Origin of the sequence: Biformimicrobium ophioploci (assembly GCF_030270605.1) — a bacterium.
In the GTDB taxonomy this organism is placed as follows: domain Bacteria; phylum Pseudomonadota; class Gammaproteobacteria; order Pseudomonadales; family Cellvibrionaceae; genus Biformimicrobium; species Biformimicrobium ophioploci.
Genome location: NZ_BSYJ01000002.1, coordinates 449,010 through 466,769, shown reverse-complemented (window position 1 = coordinate 466,769; position 17,760 = coordinate 449,010). Strand labels below are relative to the sequence as shown.

Below are 17,760 nucleotides of genomic sequence, written 5' to 3'. Positions count from 1 at the left end.
GAGACAACCTTGCTGAGAACAATAATCAAAGAACCGCTATTACATTTCGGAGTACTGGGTGCCCTGCTGTTCGTGCTTTATGGCATCGAACGCGGCGGCGAGTCCGACAGTCAGAAAGAGATAGTCCTATCCGCACAGGACATCGAACGGCATATCGCACTGTTCGAGCGGAAATGGCAGCGTATGCCGACGCGGGACGAACTACAGGGCCTGCTGGAGAACGATATCCGCGAGGAAATCCTCTATCGGGAAGCCATCGCCCTGGGTCTGGACCAGCACGACGCCATTGTACGGCGGCGACTGGCCCAGAAGATGGACTTCATTTCCGCCGATATCACCGACATGCTGCAACCGACAGACGAAGAGCTGCAGGTCTACCTCGACAACAATGCGTCCTCCTTTGAGGAACCGGCCCGGTACAGCTTTTCCCATGTCTACCTCAACCCCGACAAGCGCGGAGAAAAGCTCGCGCAGGATGCCGGGCAGCTGCTCAAGAAATTGCAGCAGGCGCCTGCGCAGGGCATTGATACCCTGGGGGATCCGATCATGCTCGCCTCCAGTTTTAGCGATTCAGAGATCTCTCAGGTGTCGCGCCAGTTCGGCCAGATGTTTGCCGATGCCCTGCTGAAATCCCCCGTGGGGGAATGGCATGGCCCGATTGCTTCCGGGTATGGGCTACATCTTGTACTGCTATCAGAAGCCGAACCTGCAAGGCCTGTCGCCCTTTCCGAAGTCCGCGACAAGGTGGAAAGGGAATGGCGACGGGAACGGCGCGAGGAAGCGGAGTTGGCATTCTACCGCTCCCTCAGAGAACAATATCAGGTTGTGATGGCACCGCTGGACGACAGCGCAGTGGAGCTTGCAGAGGTGCAGGAAGAATGAAGAAGCTGCTGTACCTGCTGCTGGGGCCGTTACTGCTGCTTTCGAGCCAGGCGATACAGGCGCACGAGATCAAACCCGCCTATCTGGAAATCAATGAAACCGGCCCCGGTGCCTACAACGTGGTGTGGAAGATGCCGATCCGCGGTGGCATACCCGCGCCGATGGAACCCGCGTTTCCGCAGGACTGTAACGCCCAGGGCGAGAAGCTTGCCCGGGAAGTGACCGGGGCCATCCTGCAGAGCTGGAGGCTGCTATGCAGCGGCAGCCTCGCGGGGAGAGAAGTAAGGGTCGAGGGCCTGCAGCATTCCATGACTGATGCACTTGCACGCATCAGCCTGATGGAACTGCCGGTACAGACGGTCCGCCTCACCCCCAAACAGCATACATTCACGGTAAGCGCAGCGCCGTCCGTGATGGAGGTTATCAGTACCTACTTCATCCTCGGGGTGGAACATATCCTGCTGGGTATCGATCACCTGCTGTTCGTCTTCGCCCTGTTGCTGGTCGTCATAGGCTGGCGCAAGCTGGTCGCAACCATTACCGCATTTACCGTTGCGCACAGTATCACGCTAACAGCGGCCACACTCGGCGTTGTCAGCTTTCCGCAAGCACCGGTGGAAGCAATTATCGCGCTCAGCATCCTGTTCCTCGCGGTAGAGATAGTACGCGCTCAACGGGGCCAGATCGGACTCAGTTATCGCAAGCCGTGGCTGGTGGCATTCTCGTTCGGCTTACTGCACGGATTTGGTTTTGCCGGCGCGCTCTCTGAAGTAGGCCTGCCCCCGACTGAGATTCCACTGGCATTGCTGTTTTTCAATGTAGGCGTGGAAGCCGGCCAGCTGGCGTTCGTGCTTGGTGTTGTATGCCTGGCGTTCTTGGTAAAAGGTGTGTCGGAGCGCTACCGGCAATATGCCAGACTGGCAACCACCTATGCGATTGGCAGCCTGGCGATGTTCTGGACTATTGAGCGGGTCGCTTCATTTTATGTGTGAGGACCTGGATTGGAGAAACTGCTGAACAACTGCCCAAGCGGATTGCTGCAGCTTGGATACAATATCCGCAGAAAGCCCCGCCCTATATGGCAAGCCTTCGGGTGATTCACCATACAGTGAGGCATAGATCACACATGCCGCCAGATAGGTGCCGGCAAGGCTCGGGTGGCGCAGCACACGGCGCAGCAGCGGCTTTCCATTTTCATCGAATGTTTCAATGTCTGCACTGAACAGTTCAATTTCCGGGAACCTTTCCCGCACGTAACTGAATGCCAGCCCCGCCGGTATGACCCGAATTCCATGCTGCTCCGCTTCATGCAGGTAAGCGTCCGCTACCGCCTCGGTCATGCCCACCCGCCCCGGATAAGCCCACGTCTCTAGCAGAACGGGCTCTGCACCGGCCGCACTGATCGCCTCTGCAAAGCGTGCAACCCCCTCACGAAACGCCTGCTGGCGCCGCGGATTGACCGGGTCACTGCTACGCCCATGAAATACAACAGCGCTCCACCTGCCCTCGGGCGCCTCCAGCCGGGCAACCAGTCCGGGATAGGATTCTTCCAGTCCGCCGGCCGACAACGTCAGCAACTGCTGCTTGCTATTACCCGGGTGCCAGCGCCCTGCTGATTTCAGCAAGTTAGTGACATGGGTGTGCAGCCCATTGTTGTAGAACGACAGGCTGTTTCCCACATACAGGACACGCTCGGGCCCGCTATCTTCCGGCACAGCCAGCGCTTTCGCTGGCAACCCCAAAACGAGTGAGCACTGAAGCGCAAATAACGCAAACGCTGTCCGCATATCAGCGGGCATTCTGCGCACGGCGCGCCAGGCAATAAGCAATCACTGCCTCTACCTGCTCTGCAGCGAGGCCGGTATAGCTGGAGGCATCGAACAGTTGATCCAGCTGGACTGCAGTGAAGTACCCGGACAACTGTGGGTCCTGTTCCAGCGCATTACGCAGGGACACGCCCTGATCCCGCGCCTGCACTGCCAGTTTGTGCATGCGGTCGTTGGCATTGGTCTTGCCAAGCTCCTCTGCCAGCGCAAAGGTTACACGCTGGGCCAGTATCAGCCCGTTGGTTTTTTCGATATTGGCAGCCATCGCCTGCTTGTTGACCTTGAGGTTACCGAGCAACTGCCGGGCCGTATCCAGCATATCTGCGGCATCCGTTGAAATCTCCTCGAGCACGCGGTTGCTGCGCGAGGTATTGTCACGCTCGAAGACGTTGACCATGTCATCGAGCAGGATTTCTGCGGTACGCGGGACTATCCGCGAATAGTGGATCAACGCCTCAGACTTACTCGGGTTTTTCTTGTGGGGCATGGTGCTGCTGCCCACTGCGGTTTTCGCCCGCACTTCTTCGGTCTCGCCGATATCTGTCATCTGCAAGAGGAACAGTTCATTGCCGATACGGCCATAGGAACGGCTGATGATGGCGAGCATGAGGGCATATTCAGCGAACAGATCCCGTGCACCGTGCCAGTCATCCGGATAGGGCTCTGCCATACCAAGGTGTGAGGCAAAAGCGCGCTCGAGTTCGATACCCTTGTCGCCCAGACCCAGATAGCTGCCTACAGCACCTTTCAGGATGGCGGAACGATCCAGCTTGGCCCGCACCGCCTGCAACCGCTCGATATTGCGACGGTTTTCGCCCAGCCAGGTACTGACCTTCTTGCCGAACGTAATGGGTAGTGCATGCTGACCGAGGGTACGGCCGATCATCACGGTATCCTTGTGGGCCCTCGCCAGCTCGATCAGGATATCTTCCAGTTCCAGCAGATCTGCAATCAGCAGGCTACTGGCATCGCGGAGCTGTAGCACCATAACGGTATCGTAGATATCCACCGTCGTTGCACCAAAATGCATGTACTGCTCGGCGCCCTTGTCCAGCGAGCGCTGCCAGACATTCAGCAGCGCCACCATGCGATGCCGTACCTTGCGGAACTCCTCGGCAAGCGCATCCTGCGGCGCGTAGCGCGTATCCGCCTTCTGCGCGATTTCTTCGGCGGCCCAGCCTGGTATCAGGCCCAGGTCAGCCTGAGCCTTCGCCAGGGCTGCTTCCACATCCAGTACCTTCTGGGTTTGCCACTCAGCGGCAAAGACAGCCTCTACACTTTCCGGTACATCTGCGGCCTGCGCATTCAGCCAGCCAGCGGTCATCAGTGAAAGTAAAAAAGGCAGGATCGAGTTGAGCTTTTTCATCGTTCTCATGCAGTTGGCCGGTTGCGCTAGCGCAGCTCCTCCAGTGACAGGGTGTTCACCCTGTCGATAATGGAAAGAAACGCCCGGGTGGACCGTTCAAGCCCTTCGGCTGGAACCAGCTCCGGGACATCCAGAGTCGTGTGATAAATCACATGATCGATAATATGGAAGCCCGGGGCCTGACGGGTGAGCTTCGGGCGCGGGTTCATTTCCGTATATATCGAAACACCAAATTCCCGCAGGCTATCCTTCACAATCGCTTCGAGCAAGTTACTACCGGTCACATGCCAGCGGAATGCACCTATGGCATTGGACGTCATCAGGTCGTCGTTATACCAGTACAGCTGTGTTTGTGCGGGATGCTCAAGCGTTAGCACAATCCCGACCTTGTCCCACGTGTAGGTGCGCTCGAACTGTTTTAGTCCATGCTCGCCATGATGATGATCCGGGAACAGCATAAACACCAGGTTGCGACTGCGCTGTTGCCGCGGCTGGCTTGCATAAAAACGGGCTATTTCCAGGCCACTGGCAAGCCCGGACGCGTTATCCATGGCGCCCTGGAAAAAACCATCGGTATGGGCCGCAAGAACGATATCCTCATCTGTTGTACCTGGCAGTCGCGCTACCAGCAGGTTGGTTGGCACATCCCTGAGGATATCGATGGACAGGTTCAGGGAAACAGTGATCTTTTCACCGCGTCCGAGCGCATCGCGCAACCGGAACCCCTCATCCTGGTTTATGGTGATCAATGGCACCCCGTAACGCGCCGGCGGCGCGCCGAGAGGATTGAATCGGCCATCACCGGGTACCGCCATCACATTGATGATCATCGCGGCCCCAAGTTCACTCGCCCTGCGGTTGGCGTTGAAGATACGGGCACGATCACTGGCGGAGTGGCTGCGGCCGCCCGGGACAAAGGTGCTGTAGATGACAACGGCCTTGCCGCGTACATCGCGACCGAGAAAGTCCGGGGACGCGCCGATACCCACCCACACAGCTTCGGCCTCAATCGTCTTCCCAGCCGTGCCTGCGGTTTTGCCAACCGGGAAGGCGGAATGCAACGGTATCCGCCTGTCACCCAGCGCGTAACTGGCCTGCCATTGGCGCGGACGCCAGTCTTCCGGAATCCGGAAGGGAACGCTTTCCAGGCTGAAGCCCAGCCGTTTAAGTTCCGCAGCCATCAGGTCCATGGTCATGCGGTCGTATTGGGTTCCCGGCAGGCGCCCCCAGTACTGGTGGCCGTCACGCTGGCTTTGCAAGGCAATATCCGAGATCTGCTCCACCCAGCGCTTCATTCTTTCGCCACTCACCGCAGCGTAACGTTGCTGGTGAGGCTGGAGGGGCCAGTCCGGATAGGCCGAATCCGGCACCGCCAGGGTGCCCAGGTCCCTCGGTAACCCCTTGCCGTAGTGCTTTCCTGATGCGCTGGCCGCTGCGTCAACCGTCGATAAAAAAATGGCCAGCAGTATCGCCATACTGCCAGCCATTTTGGTGCCTGAACGATGCATTTACGCGAGCACCACCGGGGCCCACCAGACGGCAATCAGCGCAAGCACACCCATACCCAGCATATTGAGAATGAACCCTGCACGAACCATCTGCGGAATGGTCAGCATGCCGGATGCAAACACAATCGCATTCGGTGGGGTCGCCACCGGCAGCATAAAGGCGCAACTCGCGGCGAGCGTGATCGGTACCAGCAGCATCAGCGGAGGAATATCCGCCTGCACCGCAATCGCGGCCACTACCGGCAGGAAAGTTGCGGTCGTCGCCAGGTTACTGGTGAGCTCTGTCAGGAAGATCACCAGGCAGGTTGCCGCCAGGATCAGGGATACGATACCCAGGGCACCCACCGGCGAGAGGCTCTCGCCCAGCCAGTGTGCCAGCCCGGAGGAGGACACCGCGGACGCCAGGCTGAGACCACCACCAAACAGGATCAGCACACCCCACGGCAGCCGGTTGACGTCCTGCCAGGCCATCAGCTGCGGCTGTTTGTCATCGCCACTCGGGCACAGGAACAGGAATACCGACGCGATGATCACGATACCCGCATCACTCAGGCCTTCCAGCCCGAAGAAGGAAGCCAGCGGCCTGCGCAGCATCCACGCCAGCACCACCAGCGCAAAGGTAATCGCAACGCGTTTCTCCGGCTTGGTAATGGGCCCGAGATCAGCTTTCAGTGTTTCCAGATGCTCACTCGCCTTGCCACTCGCGGGAATATTCACCCGGTATACGCCGCGGGTCAGCACCAGCCAGCCCAGTGGCAGCATGATCATCGCAACCGGAACGCCGACCAGCATCCACTGTGCGAAGCTGATCTCGATGCCATAGTTCTCGGCCAGGAACGCCGCGAGCAATGCATTGGGCGGGGTACCAACGAGAGTCGCCAGACCACCAATGGTTGCGGCGTAGGCAAGGCCAAGCAGCATTGCCGTCTGGAAATCGCTCTTCTGCTTTTCCTCAAGGCCGTCCACATTTTCGATAATGACGCTGACCACGGAAACCGCAATCGGGAACAGCATCATGGTGGTGGAGGTATTGGTCATCCACATGGACAGCAGCGCGGATACCAGCATAAAGCTGCCCACCAGTCGACTACCGTCGGTCCCGGTGCGGGACAGTATCAACAGTGCAATGCGCTTGTGCAGGCGCCACTTCTCCACCGCCAGGGCCAGGATAAATGCACCCAGGAAAAGGTAGATGATGGGGTTCGCGTATGGCTCGGTGGATTCCTTGAGCGAGGCGATACCCAACAGGTTGAACGTTGCGATGGGCAGTAATGCTGTCACCGGTACAGGCACGGCTTCCGTCGCCCACCAGGCGGCCATCCACAATCCCACAGCGGCAACACGCCAGGCCTGGGGGTCCATGGTGGTCTGCACATTGCCAAGCGCCATCATGATGGCGAACAGCGCCGGGCCAAGAATCAGCCCGATTGTCTGGTAATTCGCCCGCCCCAGATTGCCTGCACTACCGGGCAGGCCCCTGGTTGCCGGAGCTGGATTAGTCATTTTTTACCTCTGAATCGCTGGGTTAGCCTGAAACGGCTGGTCCACCCGGCTCCCAAGGGAGCCGGGGGAAATGACAAGACCGGTTCTTAGAACGTGGTCTTCATGTCGACGTAGAAGTAACGCCCGTAGTCACGGTGTGCATCGGCAAAGAAACCGAAGTAGCGGTCGGCCAGCGGCGCGCGCTCGTCGGTCAGGTTCTTCACGCCGAGACGCACACGGTTCTCGGTTTCACCGTAAGAGAAGCGGTAATCCACAGTAGCGTCGTAAGTGGTCATGGACGGAATGATATAGCGGGTTCCGTCATCCAGGGTCAGGGAGCTCTGGTAGAACTCACCAATCTGGAAGCCACTCAGGGAAGCGCCCCAGTTGTCGTAGTTCCAGCGCACTGACGCGGAGTGACGCTCACTCTGGTTGCCGTCCATACCCACCAGGTCAGCAAATCCGGTTACCGGGAAGTTTGCCGGAATCTGGCCGCTCTTTTGTGCATCCACCAGCAGGGCTGCATCACCACCGGCTTCCTGCTCGAAGGTATCGATATAGGAAGCGTTGTACTTGAAGCCGAAGCTACCGAAGTCGGTATCCACATCGTAGTAGATCGCTAGGTCGTGGCCTTTCACCGTACGGGTATCGAGGTTCGCATAGCGGTCGTCGACGAAGGCGATATCACCAGCCGGGCAGATGCCTGCCGCTTCATAGATTGCCGCTGCATCGGCACTGGCCGGGTCGCGATTGATCGCGCTGTTGCCGATGCCGGCACAGTTGGCGGTACCCGCCTGCAGGCGATAATACAGGTCCAGCAGGGTGTGGTTTTCCTCACCGAACAGACCGATGGTGTCTTCCTTCTCGATGGACCAGTAATCCAGGGTCACGGTCAGGCCGTCAACCGGGGTGAAAGCAAAACCGATGGAAGTGTTTTCGGAAGTTTCCGGCTCAAGATCCTGGCTGCCCTGCGCGATGCGCTGGATGGAGTTACGACAGTCGATCACGTCCTGACCCGGGTCACCACCGTTCTCTGCAGCGTAAACACAGGCCCAGTCGGTGCGGGTATTGTTACGCGCAACGATTTCCTCGTTGATGGTTACCAGGTTCGGTGCACGGAATGCCTCGGACCAGGAACCACGCAGCAGCAGCTGCTCTACCGGGCGCCAGCCGAAGGCCACCTTACCTACGGTAGTGTCACCTACATCGGACAGGTCTTCGTAACGCAGCGCCAGCTGCAGGTCGAAGTTTTCAAATACCGGGATCTGCACTTCGCCGAACAGGGAGGTCACGCTGCGGTCGCCGCTGCTGTCCGGAGTCGGGCTGGAGTTGACCACGTCGGATACGTAGGGATAGGTATCGCCGTCACCATCGGTGAACGTGATGGTGCCGTCGAGACGCGGATCACGATCATCGATAAAGGATTCTTCGCGGTACTCAAAACCGGCCAGCGCCGCGACGGTGCCCGCCGGCAGCTCGAACAGGTCCGCGTTGGAGAGCTTGATATCGAAACTCTTCAACTCGGTTTCATTCTTGCGCGTGACGTCGATCAGGGCGCGCTCGATATTGCTGTTGACGCCGCCGCTGAACGGGTTGTAGGCCGCTTCGGTGGTGTCGTTCAGCGCTTCCTGCATCAGGGTATTGGAAACACGGTTACGGGTTACGTCCTTCTTGGTGGCCTTGGACCACAGCAGTGCTGTATCCCAGTCCCACTCACCCCAGGTGCCACGGAAGCCCTGCAGCAGGCGGTAGGTCTTGCCATCGTTGTCGACGATACGCGGCAGCTCTGCGAAACGATAGTTATCGATCAGCAGGTCAACGCCCAGCGGATTGTAGAAGTTGTCCGCTGCAACGGTCAGCTTGGAAGTAGAGAAAGAAGCTGACGGGTGACGGAACATGTTGGTTTCGGAAGCGTAGTAGCCGATTTCAGAGAAGCTCTCGATACCGTTGCCGAAATCATGGTTCACGAATACAAACAGGTTGGTACGCTCCAGCTCGGAGGACAGATCCCGGAATTCGTTCAGGTTGTAACGGTAGGTGCCCTGGCCGTCCACCGCGCCACAGACGTTTTCGGTCAGTTCATACTGGCAGCGCTCGTCACCCACCGGGTAGGTTTCGAACTCACCGCGGCTGTCGGTGATGCCGTCAATACGGCCGGACATATCGAACTGGCCGTACAGGGAGTTGGCGCTGTTATTGCGAAACGCTGTGGATTCATACCACGGGGAATCTTCCGGCACACGATCGCGGAAATCTGCATCCGCCCAACGCTCGTCTTCAGACGCGGAGATACGGCCGCGCGAATAGTAGTTGAAGTAGGAGCTGATGTTGGTCTGGCCTTCATTGAAGGTCTCGCCCCACTCCATGGTCAGGGTCTTGTCATCGCGGGACAGGTCTTCGAAAGAGGTGTATTTACCGCGAATGCTGAAACCGTCAAAGTCGGTTCTCAGGACATTGTTCACAACACCCGCAACGGCGTCTGCACCGTAGATTGCAGATGCGCCATCACGCAGGATTTCCACGCGCTCCAAGCCGGAGGTCGGGATTGCATTGGAGTTGACGCTATTCACCGGTACAAAGCTACCGCCAACTTCCTCGGTCTGGTAGCTTGCCATATTGACAAGGCGACGGCCGTTCAGCAGCACCAGGGTGTTACCGGTGCCCAGGTTGCGCAAGTTGAACGCACCCACGTCACCACGCGCGGCGTTTACACCACCGCTGATGTTTTCCGCTTCATTGAAGAAGTTCTGCCCGCTCTCCGGGATCATCGCCATCAACTCGTCACCGGAGTCAATGCCCATTCCCGCGATATCATCTGAAGAAATTACAGAAACAGCCAGAGCGTCACTGATGTCTGCACCCTTGATCTGGGTACCTACAACGGTAACTTCTTCCACCGCCTGCTCTTCAACTTTGGACTTGCTGTCCACCTCGTCCTGAACCGCCAGAGCCAGTGGGCTCAGCAGCATGCCGGACAACAGCAGGAGTTTTTGCTGATTGCGTACCGCCCGTCGGATTGACATGGTCATCATCGTTTCCCTTTCTATTTCTATTTCTATTTATATTTCATGACTACTGGGAAAGAAGACGGTTCAGGCGGGAAAACCCCCTAAAGAAAATTGAAAATTCATTCAAATCCGAACAAAAAGTGATCGGCTTGTGTGTTTTCCGTGCTGCCCGATTCAATTACCGGAACCGGGGAGAGCCAGGCAAAAGAAAAGCCGGCCACGATCAGCAGGATTGCCGCCGCAGACTGCCACCAGGAATGCTTGCTCACTTTTTGGACAGGGGCCGTATCCGGGGTGGGGAAGATCAGCACCTTGGACTCGTGTATCTGTGCGCGCCTGTCCGATAGCGTCGCCACCCTGGCCCATACCAGAGACAGTTCCTCGTAGGCCCAGCGATTTGTCGGGTCCGCATCCAGCCAGAGGGAAAACCGGCTCCGCATCTCTGCAGAAACATCATCCCCGTCCAGGCGTGCAATCCACCCCGATGCTTCTGCCTGCGTCTCCTCGGGGATGCCGTAGCAGATCCACTCATCCAGCGACATGATCCGCCTCCCCGGCCGGGCAGTGATCCACAACTGCAGCAGGCCGGATGAAATATTCACGACACAGGCGCATGCCACGGGCAATATGATTCTCTACCGTCTTTACAGAGATACCCATACGCTCTGAAATCTCCCGGTGCGACATGCCCTCGATCTTGCGGAACACGAATACCTGGCGACAGGCGGGAGGCAGGCTGTTGATGGCTGCGAGCAGGGACTGTTTATCCTGCTCACTGCAAACTTCGTGCTCAGTATTTGGCCGCTGCTGCAGGTTTTCCGCTGCCATCTCCACGGCCGAGGCGTGTTCATGCACGACACGCTGGTGCCGCAGGCGGCTGATGGCCAGGTTGCGGGCGACGCGAAAGATATAGGGCCGGATTTCGATTTCAGGGCTTTTCTGCAATGCCATAAACAGGCGCAGGTACGCCTCCTGCACCACTTCCTCAGCTTCCGGCATGGGTAGCATACGGGCAAGGGCAGCGAGCAACTGGGTACGGGTTTCCCGTACCGTTCTGGCCAGTCGAACATCTATATCCGTCTGTTTTTTACTCAAAATGATCAGCCCTGCAGCACAACCAGATGATTTATTGCGATTTATTCTGTACGGCAGGATATAACTGATTGCGGTTCTCTGGCCAGCCTGTTCAGTCGCCCCCCGCCAAAACGGCGCGGATGGTTTTGATCATGGCTATTCCTTCTTCATTATCCCCATGCACGCACAGGCAGTCGGCTAACAGCGCAATCTCCTCTCCCGTATCGCTTGTCACGCTGCCATTAGCCAGGTGGCGGACCTGCTTGAGGATGTCCGCCTCGGAAGACAGAACGGCACCCGGCTCGGACCGGGGCATCAGGCGGCAATCTGCGGTGTAGCGGCGGTCGGCAAAGGCCTCGAACAGCAGCTTTACACCGTACTCCGCCGCCAGGGATTCATGCTGCACCCGGTCTGCCGTTGCCAGTATCATCAGAGGCAGGTCACCGCCGGCTTGCGCTATTGCGGTCATCAGTGCACGCATCACGACGATGTCTTTCATCATATCGTTGTAGAGCGCACCGTGGGGCTTTACATAGGACAGCTTGCCGCCCTCCGCCCGGCAGATCTCCCGCAGGGCACCAATCTGATACAGGGTGAAGGCCGTGATTTCGCCACTGCTGCATTCCATCGAACGCCTGCCAAAACCTGCCAGGTCGGGATAGGAGGGGTGCGCTCCCACCTGCACCCCGTGCTGCAGGGCCAGTCGCACTGTGGCGCGCATTGTGAGCGGGTCGCCGGCATGATAACCGCAGGCCACATTGGCCATATCGATATACGGCATCACCTGCTGCTCGTCGCAGATGGACCAGCGCCCGAACCCCTCGCCCAGATCACAGTTGAGCTTCATTCATCTCCCCCTGCCGGTCAGAAACTGGAGGTTACTGTACCGGTACATCCCAGTACTCGGTCTTGTTGGGTTCATCCACCAGCGTGAAGTGCCACCATTCCTGCGCATAATTCTTGAAACCGGCGGCCTGCATCGCTGCCAGTAACTTCATCCGGTTTTCTGCAGCCTCTGCCGGAATAGCCGCAAAGGCCGTGGCCGAAGCCGGGTCGAAGAAATCCCAGGGGGTCCCCATATCCAGTACTTTGGCATCACCACCTGCATGCTTCGCAACAAGCGTCAGGTCCACCGTACTGCCACGGGAGTGGCCGCTGCGATCGGCAATATAACCACGCTCAATCAGCTGCATACGTTCCTCGGCCGGAAAATAAACCGCTTTCATCGCATCGCTGCCGTTCCCAACCCAGTCGACAAACGCATCGACCGCTTGCTGCGGGCGGAAGCAATCGTAGACGCGCAAACCGTAACCCTGCCCTTCGAGCGAGGCCTGTACCCGCGCCAGCGCCTCCGTAGCAGGTTTGGTCAACAGGCAGGTGTTGGCCAGATAACCCGGCACTGGCGCGCCGGTAAAATTATCCCGTCCCAGATAGCGCATTTCGATTTCCACACCGGGCGCGATATCCGCGAGTGACACCAACGCTGCACCAGGTTTTACCGCTGCACCTTTTTCCACTGCACCTTTTTCCGCTGCACTGGCAGACTGCTCACCGCGCTCACCGGCACCATTCGGCGCACCGCAACCCGCTGCGACGACAGGCAGTGCGAACAATAAATCTCGAATAAATTTTCTCATGGAACTTTCTGCTTTATTTCCCATTAAAACCATTTTCATGAAACTGACTGCTGTCACGGCTCATGAAAAGTTCCCGCTGCTGTAGCAGCAGTGCCTGCGACTCCTCGAGGGTGCCGGGCTCGAACGTAATTTCAGTACCGGGGACCGCCTGCGCCAGCCAGTCCAGATCCACGGTATACACGTGCCCGATTTTCGGGTAACCGCCGATGGTCTGGCGATCCTGCATCAATACGATCGGTTGTCCGCCCGCCGGTACCTGAACCACGCCAAGGGCAACGCCCTCGGAAGTCATGTTTGCAGGAGGCGCCTCCAGCGCCTCTCCATCGAGACGCACCCCCATGCGATCAGACTGCGGCGAGACTTGAAAAACCTGGCGGAACAATTGCCTGCGCGCCTCCGCCGTAAATTGCAGGTACTGGTTCGACGGCACCAGCCTCAGCACCAGCGCTTTGCCATAGCGGCGCTGTTGCGCCGCGGGGACGGCACCATGTTTACCGTCGCGGCCGGTAATATCATACGCGGGAACCGCAAGCACATCTCCGCTGCGCAACGGTACGCCATTGAGGCCGCCAAGGCCCTCACCTACCGTCGTCGCGCGGCTACCCCAGACCGGATCTGACAAGATACCCCCCGCAATGGCCAGATATGCGCGGATGCCGTTCCTGGCAGGCCCGCATTCAAGCAGGCTGCCCGCAGGCACCCTGGTTGCCGACCAGTTGGCGAGCGGGCGTCCATTCAATTGCCAGCCGCAATCGGCCCCGCAGACCGCGATCGCCGTGGCCCGGTCAAACCGCAACGCAAGGTTACCGAGGCACACTTCGAGCAGTGCGGCATCTCCCGGGTTGCCAAGCAGTGCGTTCGCCCAGCCTGCCGCATGGTGGTCTGCCGAGCCACCGACGCTGATCCCGAGGTGTTGCCGTCCGGCTCTGCCACTGTCCTGTATCAGGGCCATGGGGCCTGTACGTTCAACAGTAACTGCTGCGAGTGATTCCGGTTTATCCATCGAGCCGTCCGCCGAGCTCGAGGTAACGCTCGCGATCGACAGGCTCAAACCTGACCCTGTCGCCCACCCGCAGGTAAATTGACGGCGGGTTACAGGTACGGTCAAAAAGCGCCACGGGGCAGAGGCCGATCAGGTTCCATCCACCGGGACTCTGTAACGGGTATACAGCAGTCTGGGCTTCCGCCAGCGCAACCGAGCCGGCCGGAACTGCGGGCCGGGGGCTATCCAGCCGCGGCGTGCGAATTTTGGCGGGCACCATGCCCATAAAACCGAACCCCGGCCTGAATCCCAGCGCATAGACCCGATAGGTGGCCGCGCTATGCAAGCTGATAACATCGTCGACAGAGCAGTTATTATGGGCAGCCACCCGCTCAAGGTCCGGGCCGCTTTCAGCAGAATAATAGACGGGTAATACCAGCTCACGGCCAGACGTCAATGTCCCGCTCTCTGCGTGCAAACTGGCGATCACCTCCCGAACCAATTTACAGAGGCTGGTGTAATCAATGATGCTGAGGTCGTAATAGATGGCGACAGAGGTATAGGAAGGCACCAGGTCGGTTACACCGGCCACCGAGCGTTGCCGCAATGCCTCGCAGAACTGCAATACGCGGCCCAGCGCCTGTTCGCCGGGCGACTCCGCAAGATACACGGTCAGGGCCTCATCTCCCGAGGGTATGATTTCAGGCTGCACTTCTGCCAGCTCCATTGCACGCGCTTTCGTTTAACGCCTATCGTGAACGCCACACTATAAATTGCAACCGGAGATCCATCTGCCAGCCCGCCTACCCGATCAGCAGGCAAAAAAATGCCGGGCAATGCCCGGCGAGCGGTGAAGTTCGGGAACTTCTTACACAACGGTCGGAATGGATAATTCCGGTGGCAAGGATGCTACCTCCGGCCGTATTTCGGAAAATACCCACTATCGGCCGGACCGATAATCCGAACCCAATTCTCCTGCCAAACATTGTCGCAAGCCGATTTGCACAAAAAAGACGCACAGCTTCTATCTGTTTGACCGATATGCACCTTCACTTTCACCTCACTAGTGTTTATTTTATGAACCTATGGTAGGTAGAGCCGCTGTGTCTCAGCATGGAGCATAGAGCACGATGAAATCCCGCATGTTTGTCGCCCCCGAGCAACTCGAAGCCTTCGAGTTCGCCGCACGCACAGGCTCCTTTTCGGCCGCTGCACGGCACCTGGGCAAAGCCCAGTCCACCATCTCCGGGCTGATCAGTAATATGGAAATTGATACCGGGCTGGTGCTGTTCGACCGCTCCAGGCGCGAACCGGTCCTCACTGCCGCCGGGGAAAGCTTGCTGCAAGACGTGCGCGCACTCCTGAACTCCTATTCCCGCTTCGAGGCCAAGAGTGAAAGCCTGACTTCTGGCGTGGAGGAGTCGCTGACGCTTGCCGTGGATGAGGCCGCGATTTCGTTCGATCACCTGACGGCCTGCCTGCTGCCCTTCCGGCGGCAGTTCAGCACCGTTTCCGTGAATCTTCTGCACGCCACCGGCGAACAGGCCGAGAACATGATCAGGAGCCGCGAGGCCGATATCGGCATTATTCTCAGCCAGAGCGATTACCCGGATGAATTCGATTTCCGCGGCGCGGGCCAGTGCAGCTCCCGTCTGATCACCGGCGCGAACCACCCGCTTGCCAAGCTCGGTAAAGTCACCATCGACGACCTGCGAGATCACCTGCATCTGCGCACCAGCTCAGAGGCGGAAAGAAACAAACTCCCGGAAAGTGACCTGAGTGACCGCCGCTGGTATGTGGAAAACCACACGCTGCTGATCGAGCTGGTAGCCATGGGACTGGGCTGGGCCTTTGCGCCGAGCCATATCGCACAGCCACATATCGCTTCGGGCAAGGTGGTTGAGCTGCCGTCAGAATTCCAGCTCACGCCCTTCCCTTACTGCACGGACCTGATCTGGTCGCGCCGCAAGGTGCTGGGGCCCGCAGGCCAGATGCTGCTGGAGCAACTGTCCGACATACTCGCGGAAAATTCGACCGCCGCTTAATCGGCCTCCAGCCACTCCGGCAGGTCGATACTCCGATCAAATACCTCCGCGAAGCCGACCAGGGCGCGCTGGGCCAGCGTGAGTTCCCTGCGCCGGTCCAGTACGTGCCGGGCAAGGTCCGGCCGATCCGTGATAATGCCGTCCACCCCGCGGCTGATCATCGCCGACATCTCTACGTCGTCATTGATTGTCCACACCACCAGTCGCTTGCCACGTTTCTGCGCTGCCTTCACCAAGCCGCGGGTTGCCATTACCCGGTTGACCAAAAAGAAATCGACATCCATATCCAGCATCCGCCCCAGCTTGACCGATGTCAGCAGGCCAAGCTGATATCCATCGTCCAGCGCCCGAACCGCGGCAAGTCCGCGCGGATTGAGGGAGATGATGTGGGCGCTGTCCTGCATGCCGGTACCGTCCAGCAACGCCAGTACTCCCTGCTCAAAGCCCTGCTCGTGGCCGTAATACTTCAGCTCCACGAACAACTGCGCCCTGCCCTTCACCGCATCCAGAACCTGCTGCAGCGTCGGAATCCGCTCCCCGGCATAGCTTATGCCTTTCCAGGCCCCCACATCAAAACGGGCAAGGTCATCCGCGGTAAGGTCCCTGACCTGGGTATCGGCACCCGAAACTTTCTTTAAATCCCGGTCATGGATCACCAGGATTTCACCGGAGAGCGTCTGCTGCACATCGATTTCAATGGTATCGGCACCCTGCTGCAGTGCCAGCTCGATGGCCGCAAGGGTGTTTTCCGGAGCGTCGTAGGAGGCACCCCGATGCGCAATGATCCCAACCCGGTCTTCAGGCTTGAGATTGCCAAACAACTCTGCTGAGATGGCGCTCGCGAACCCGAGCGCAACCAGCAAACCGGCGAAAATATGTATCCCGGTAAAACGCCGCCTCGGGAAAATCCGGCTCAGCAATACCCTGGTGAAATTCGTTGCCGGCTTGGTATTGATCGCTTTGGGCTGGCCATAGTGACGAATGCGAAACTGCATATAGAGGCGCGCAATCAAAAGGCAGTAGCTCGCGGTCACCACAAACGATGCCGACCAGTTGATCAGCGCACCGAGTATCATCAACAGTACCAACGCGGCACTGGCAGTCCAGGACTCACTACCCGACAGGAAAAATACCGAGGTACCCCAATGTACCAGCACCCCGAAAAGGCCGTAGGACAGCAGATAGACGAGCACGGCAAAGGCCAGCCAGGCCAGCAGGAAAGCGGTGATTTCAATGCGGTAGCCACGGGTCAGTGTTTCACTGTGGGCCAGTGCAGCGGCTGGCTTCTTGCCGCGGAACGTCACCAGTGGCAACGCAAAGATCCAGCTGATCAGCAGGCCCCAGAGTTTCCAGAGTAATACCACGGTAAACAGGACGATCAGCCCGAGTGCCCACCAGAATTCAGGTGGCCGCTCGGAGAGGTAGTAATTGATGTCGTACTGGTCCAGCAGCAGGTAAACCGTGGCCGCGCACAATAGCAGATAGGGCACAACCCGTAGCCCCACCCTGAAAACCACGACACCGACATACCGGACAACACCCCAAAAATGGTGATTAACAAAAGTCAGCGCGAGGATATAGTTACTGCGATGGTTGTGCGCTGCGCGGTAGCCAATCCAGATCAGGGCGAGATTGCGCAGGGAAAAGATTGCCACACCCAGCGTGATGACGGCGACCAGCACGACAGCACCGAGCGGGTTCAGGGCAAACAGCAGGATATCTTCATCCGTCAACGCCGGGTTACCCAGCAGCCAGAGTACCAGGTTCAGCAGGAGCGCACCGACCGGAACCAGCAAGATTGCTGCGATCAGCTCATAAAGCAGGTGTGTCTTGAGTAATTGTTGCCAGCTTACCCTGAAGTCATGCGCCAGGGCCGCTGCCATATTTCGATAAGCTTTCACATGAGAACTTTTATATGAGCACTTTTATATGAGAACTTTTACATAAGCA

The 17,760-nt window shown here is 58.3% G+C and carries 15 protein-coding genes; 3 read left to right on the top strand and 12 right to left on the bottom strand.

The window, feature by feature from the left end; genetic code table 11:
• Positions 1–9: 9 nt before the first annotated feature.
• Together QSJ80_RS05495 and QSJ80_RS05490 are read left to right on the top strand one after the other, a co-directional pair.
• Complete coding sequence (locus tag QSJ80_RS05495) at positions 10–882, top strand: peptidylprolyl isomerase (protein ID WP_285763349.1); 873 nt, start codon at positions 10–12, stop codon at positions 880–882.
• Positions 879–1,874 carry a HupE/UreJ family protein gene (locus QSJ80_RS05490; protein ID WP_285763348.1) on the top strand — a complete coding sequence of 332 codons (996 nt, stop codon included), beginning with the start codon at positions 879–881 and terminating at the stop codon, positions 1,872–1,874. Before QSJ80_RS05495 ends, QSJ80_RS05490 begins: the two co-directional genes overlap by 4 nt.
• Here QSJ80_RS05490 and QSJ80_RS05485 read toward each other — a convergent pair.
• The 11 genes from QSJ80_RS05485 to pxpB all read right to left on the bottom strand — a co-directional run bounded on the left by QSJ80_RS05485 (position 1,860) and on the right by pxpB (position 14,492).
• On the bottom strand, positions 1,860–2,597 hold the full coding sequence (locus QSJ80_RS05485) for an SGNH/GDSL hydrolase family protein (protein ID WP_285763347.1): 738 nt from the start codon (positions 2,595–2,597) through the stop codon (positions 1,860–1,862). The genes QSJ80_RS05490 and QSJ80_RS05485 overlap by 15 nt on opposite strands.
• A 73-nt stretch (positions 2,598–2,670) precedes the next feature.
• Positions 2,671–4,083: a class-II fumarase/aspartase family protein gene (locus tag QSJ80_RS05480; protein WP_285763346.1), complete on the bottom strand. Its 1,413-nt coding sequence runs from the start codon at positions 4,081–4,083 to the stop codon at positions 2,671–2,673.
• 17 nt (positions 4,084–4,100) lie between these two features.
• On the bottom strand, positions 4,101–5,561 hold the full coding sequence (locus tag QSJ80_RS05475) for a M28 family peptidase (RefSeq protein ID WP_285763345.1): 1,461 nt from the start codon (positions 5,559–5,561) through the stop codon (positions 4,101–4,103).
• 21 nt (positions 5,562–5,582) lie between these two features.
• A complete protein-coding gene (locus tag QSJ80_RS05470; RefSeq protein ID WP_285763343.1) occupies positions 5,583–7,085 on the bottom strand; it encodes an SLC13 family permease in 1,503 nt (500 codons plus the stop codon).
• An 86-nt stretch (positions 7,086–7,171) separates the two neighbouring features.
• Positions 7,172–10,087 carry a TonB-dependent receptor domain-containing protein gene (locus QSJ80_RS05465; RefSeq protein WP_285763342.1) on the bottom strand — a complete coding sequence of 972 codons (2,916 nt, stop codon included), beginning with the start codon at positions 10,085–10,087 and terminating at the stop codon, positions 7,172–7,174.
• 104 nt (positions 10,088–10,191) lie between these two features.
• On the bottom strand, positions 10,192–10,614 hold the full coding sequence (locus QSJ80_RS05460) for a FecR/PupR family sigma factor regulator (protein WP_285763341.1): 423 nt from the start codon (positions 10,612–10,614) through the stop codon (positions 10,192–10,194).
• The gene (locus QSJ80_RS05455) at positions 10,601–11,167 is read right to left on the bottom strand and encodes an RNA polymerase sigma factor (RefSeq protein ID WP_285763340.1); all 567 of its coding nucleotides are present in this window, start codon (positions 11,165–11,167) and stop codon (positions 10,601–10,603) included. The genes QSJ80_RS05460 and QSJ80_RS05455 overlap by 14 nt, the downstream gene beginning before the upstream one ends.
• A 91-nt stretch (positions 11,168–11,258) precedes the next feature.
• Positions 11,259–11,993, bottom strand: a complete 735-nt coding sequence (locus tag QSJ80_RS05450; RefSeq protein ID WP_285763338.1) for a 5-oxoprolinase subunit PxpA — start codon at positions 11,991–11,993, stop codon at positions 11,259–11,261.
• A gap of 31 nt (positions 11,994–12,024) precedes the next feature.
• On the bottom strand, positions 12,025–12,783 hold the full coding sequence (locus QSJ80_RS05445) for a M15 family metallopeptidase (protein ID WP_285763337.1): 759 nt from the start codon (positions 12,781–12,783) through the stop codon (positions 12,025–12,027).
• A gap of 13 nt (positions 12,784–12,796) precedes the next feature.
• Positions 12,797–13,786, bottom strand: a complete 990-nt coding sequence (locus QSJ80_RS05440) for a 5-oxoprolinase subunit C family protein (protein WP_285763336.1) — start codon at positions 13,784–13,786, stop codon at positions 12,797–12,799.
• A complete protein-coding gene (gene pxpB / locus QSJ80_RS05435) occupies positions 13,779–14,492 on the bottom strand; it encodes a 5-oxoprolinase subunit PxpB (protein ID WP_285763335.1) in 714 nt (237 codons plus the stop codon). Before pxpB ends, QSJ80_RS05440 begins: the two co-directional genes overlap by 8 nt.
• Before the next feature lie 403 nt (positions 14,493–14,895).
• On the opposite strand from pxpB, the gene QSJ80_RS05430 reads away from it, so the two are divergent.
• Complete coding sequence (locus QSJ80_RS05430) at positions 14,896–15,810, top strand: LysR family transcriptional regulator (RefSeq protein WP_285763334.1); 915 nt, start codon at positions 14,896–14,898, stop codon at positions 15,808–15,810.
• On the opposite strand, the gene QSJ80_RS05425 is transcribed toward QSJ80_RS05430, so the two are convergent.
• Positions 15,807–17,711 carry a glycerophosphodiester phosphodiesterase family protein gene (locus QSJ80_RS05425; protein WP_285763332.1) on the bottom strand — a complete coding sequence of 635 codons (1,905 nt, stop codon included), beginning with the start codon at positions 17,709–17,711 and terminating at the stop codon, positions 15,807–15,809. The two genes, QSJ80_RS05430 and QSJ80_RS05425, sit on opposite strands and share 4 nt — an antisense overlap.
• Positions 17,712–17,760: the final 49 nt, after the last annotated feature.

Bases quoted from the DNA above. Each gene is read 5' to 3' on its own strand.
- QSJ80_RS05490 (WP_285763348.1), top strand. From the start codon at position 879: ATGAAGAAGCTGCTGTACCTGCTGCTGGGGCCGTTACTGCTGCTTTCG.
- QSJ80_RS05480 (WP_285763346.1), bottom strand. From the start codon at position 4,083: ATGAGAACGATGAAAAAGCTCAACTCGATCCTGCCTTTTTTACTTTCA.
- QSJ80_RS05475 (WP_285763345.1), bottom strand. From the start codon at position 5,561: ATGGCTGGCAGTATGGCGATACTGCTGGCCATTTTTTTATCGACGGTT.
- QSJ80_RS05470 (WP_285763343.1), bottom strand. From the start codon at position 7,085: ATGACTAATCCAGCTCCGGCAACCAGGGGCCTGCCCGGTAGTGCAGGC.
- QSJ80_RS05465 (WP_285763342.1), bottom strand. From the start codon at position 10,087: ATGTCAATCCGACGGGCGGTACGCAATCAGCAAAAACTCCTGCTGTTG.
- QSJ80_RS05460 (WP_285763341.1), bottom strand. From the start codon at position 10,614: ATGTCGCTGGATGAGTGGATCTGCTACGGCATCCCCGAGGAGACGCAG.
- QSJ80_RS05450 (WP_285763338.1), bottom strand. From the start codon at position 11,993: ATGAAGCTCAACTGTGATCTGGGCGAGGGGTTCGGGCGCTGGTCCATC.
- QSJ80_RS05445 (WP_285763337.1), bottom strand. From the start codon at position 12,783: ATGAGAAAATTTATTCGAGATTTATTGTTCGCACTGCCTGTCGTCGCA.
- QSJ80_RS05440 (WP_285763336.1), bottom strand. From the start codon at position 13,786: ATGGATAAACCGGAATCACTCGCAGCAGTTACTGTTGAACGTACAGGC.
- pxpB (WP_285763335.1), bottom strand. From the start codon at position 14,492: ATGGAGCTGGCAGAAGTGCAGCCTGAAATCATACCCTCGGGAGATGAG.
- QSJ80_RS05430 (WP_285763334.1), top strand. From the start codon at position 14,896: ATGAAATCCCGCATGTTTGTCGCCCCCGAGCAACTCGAAGCCTTCGAG.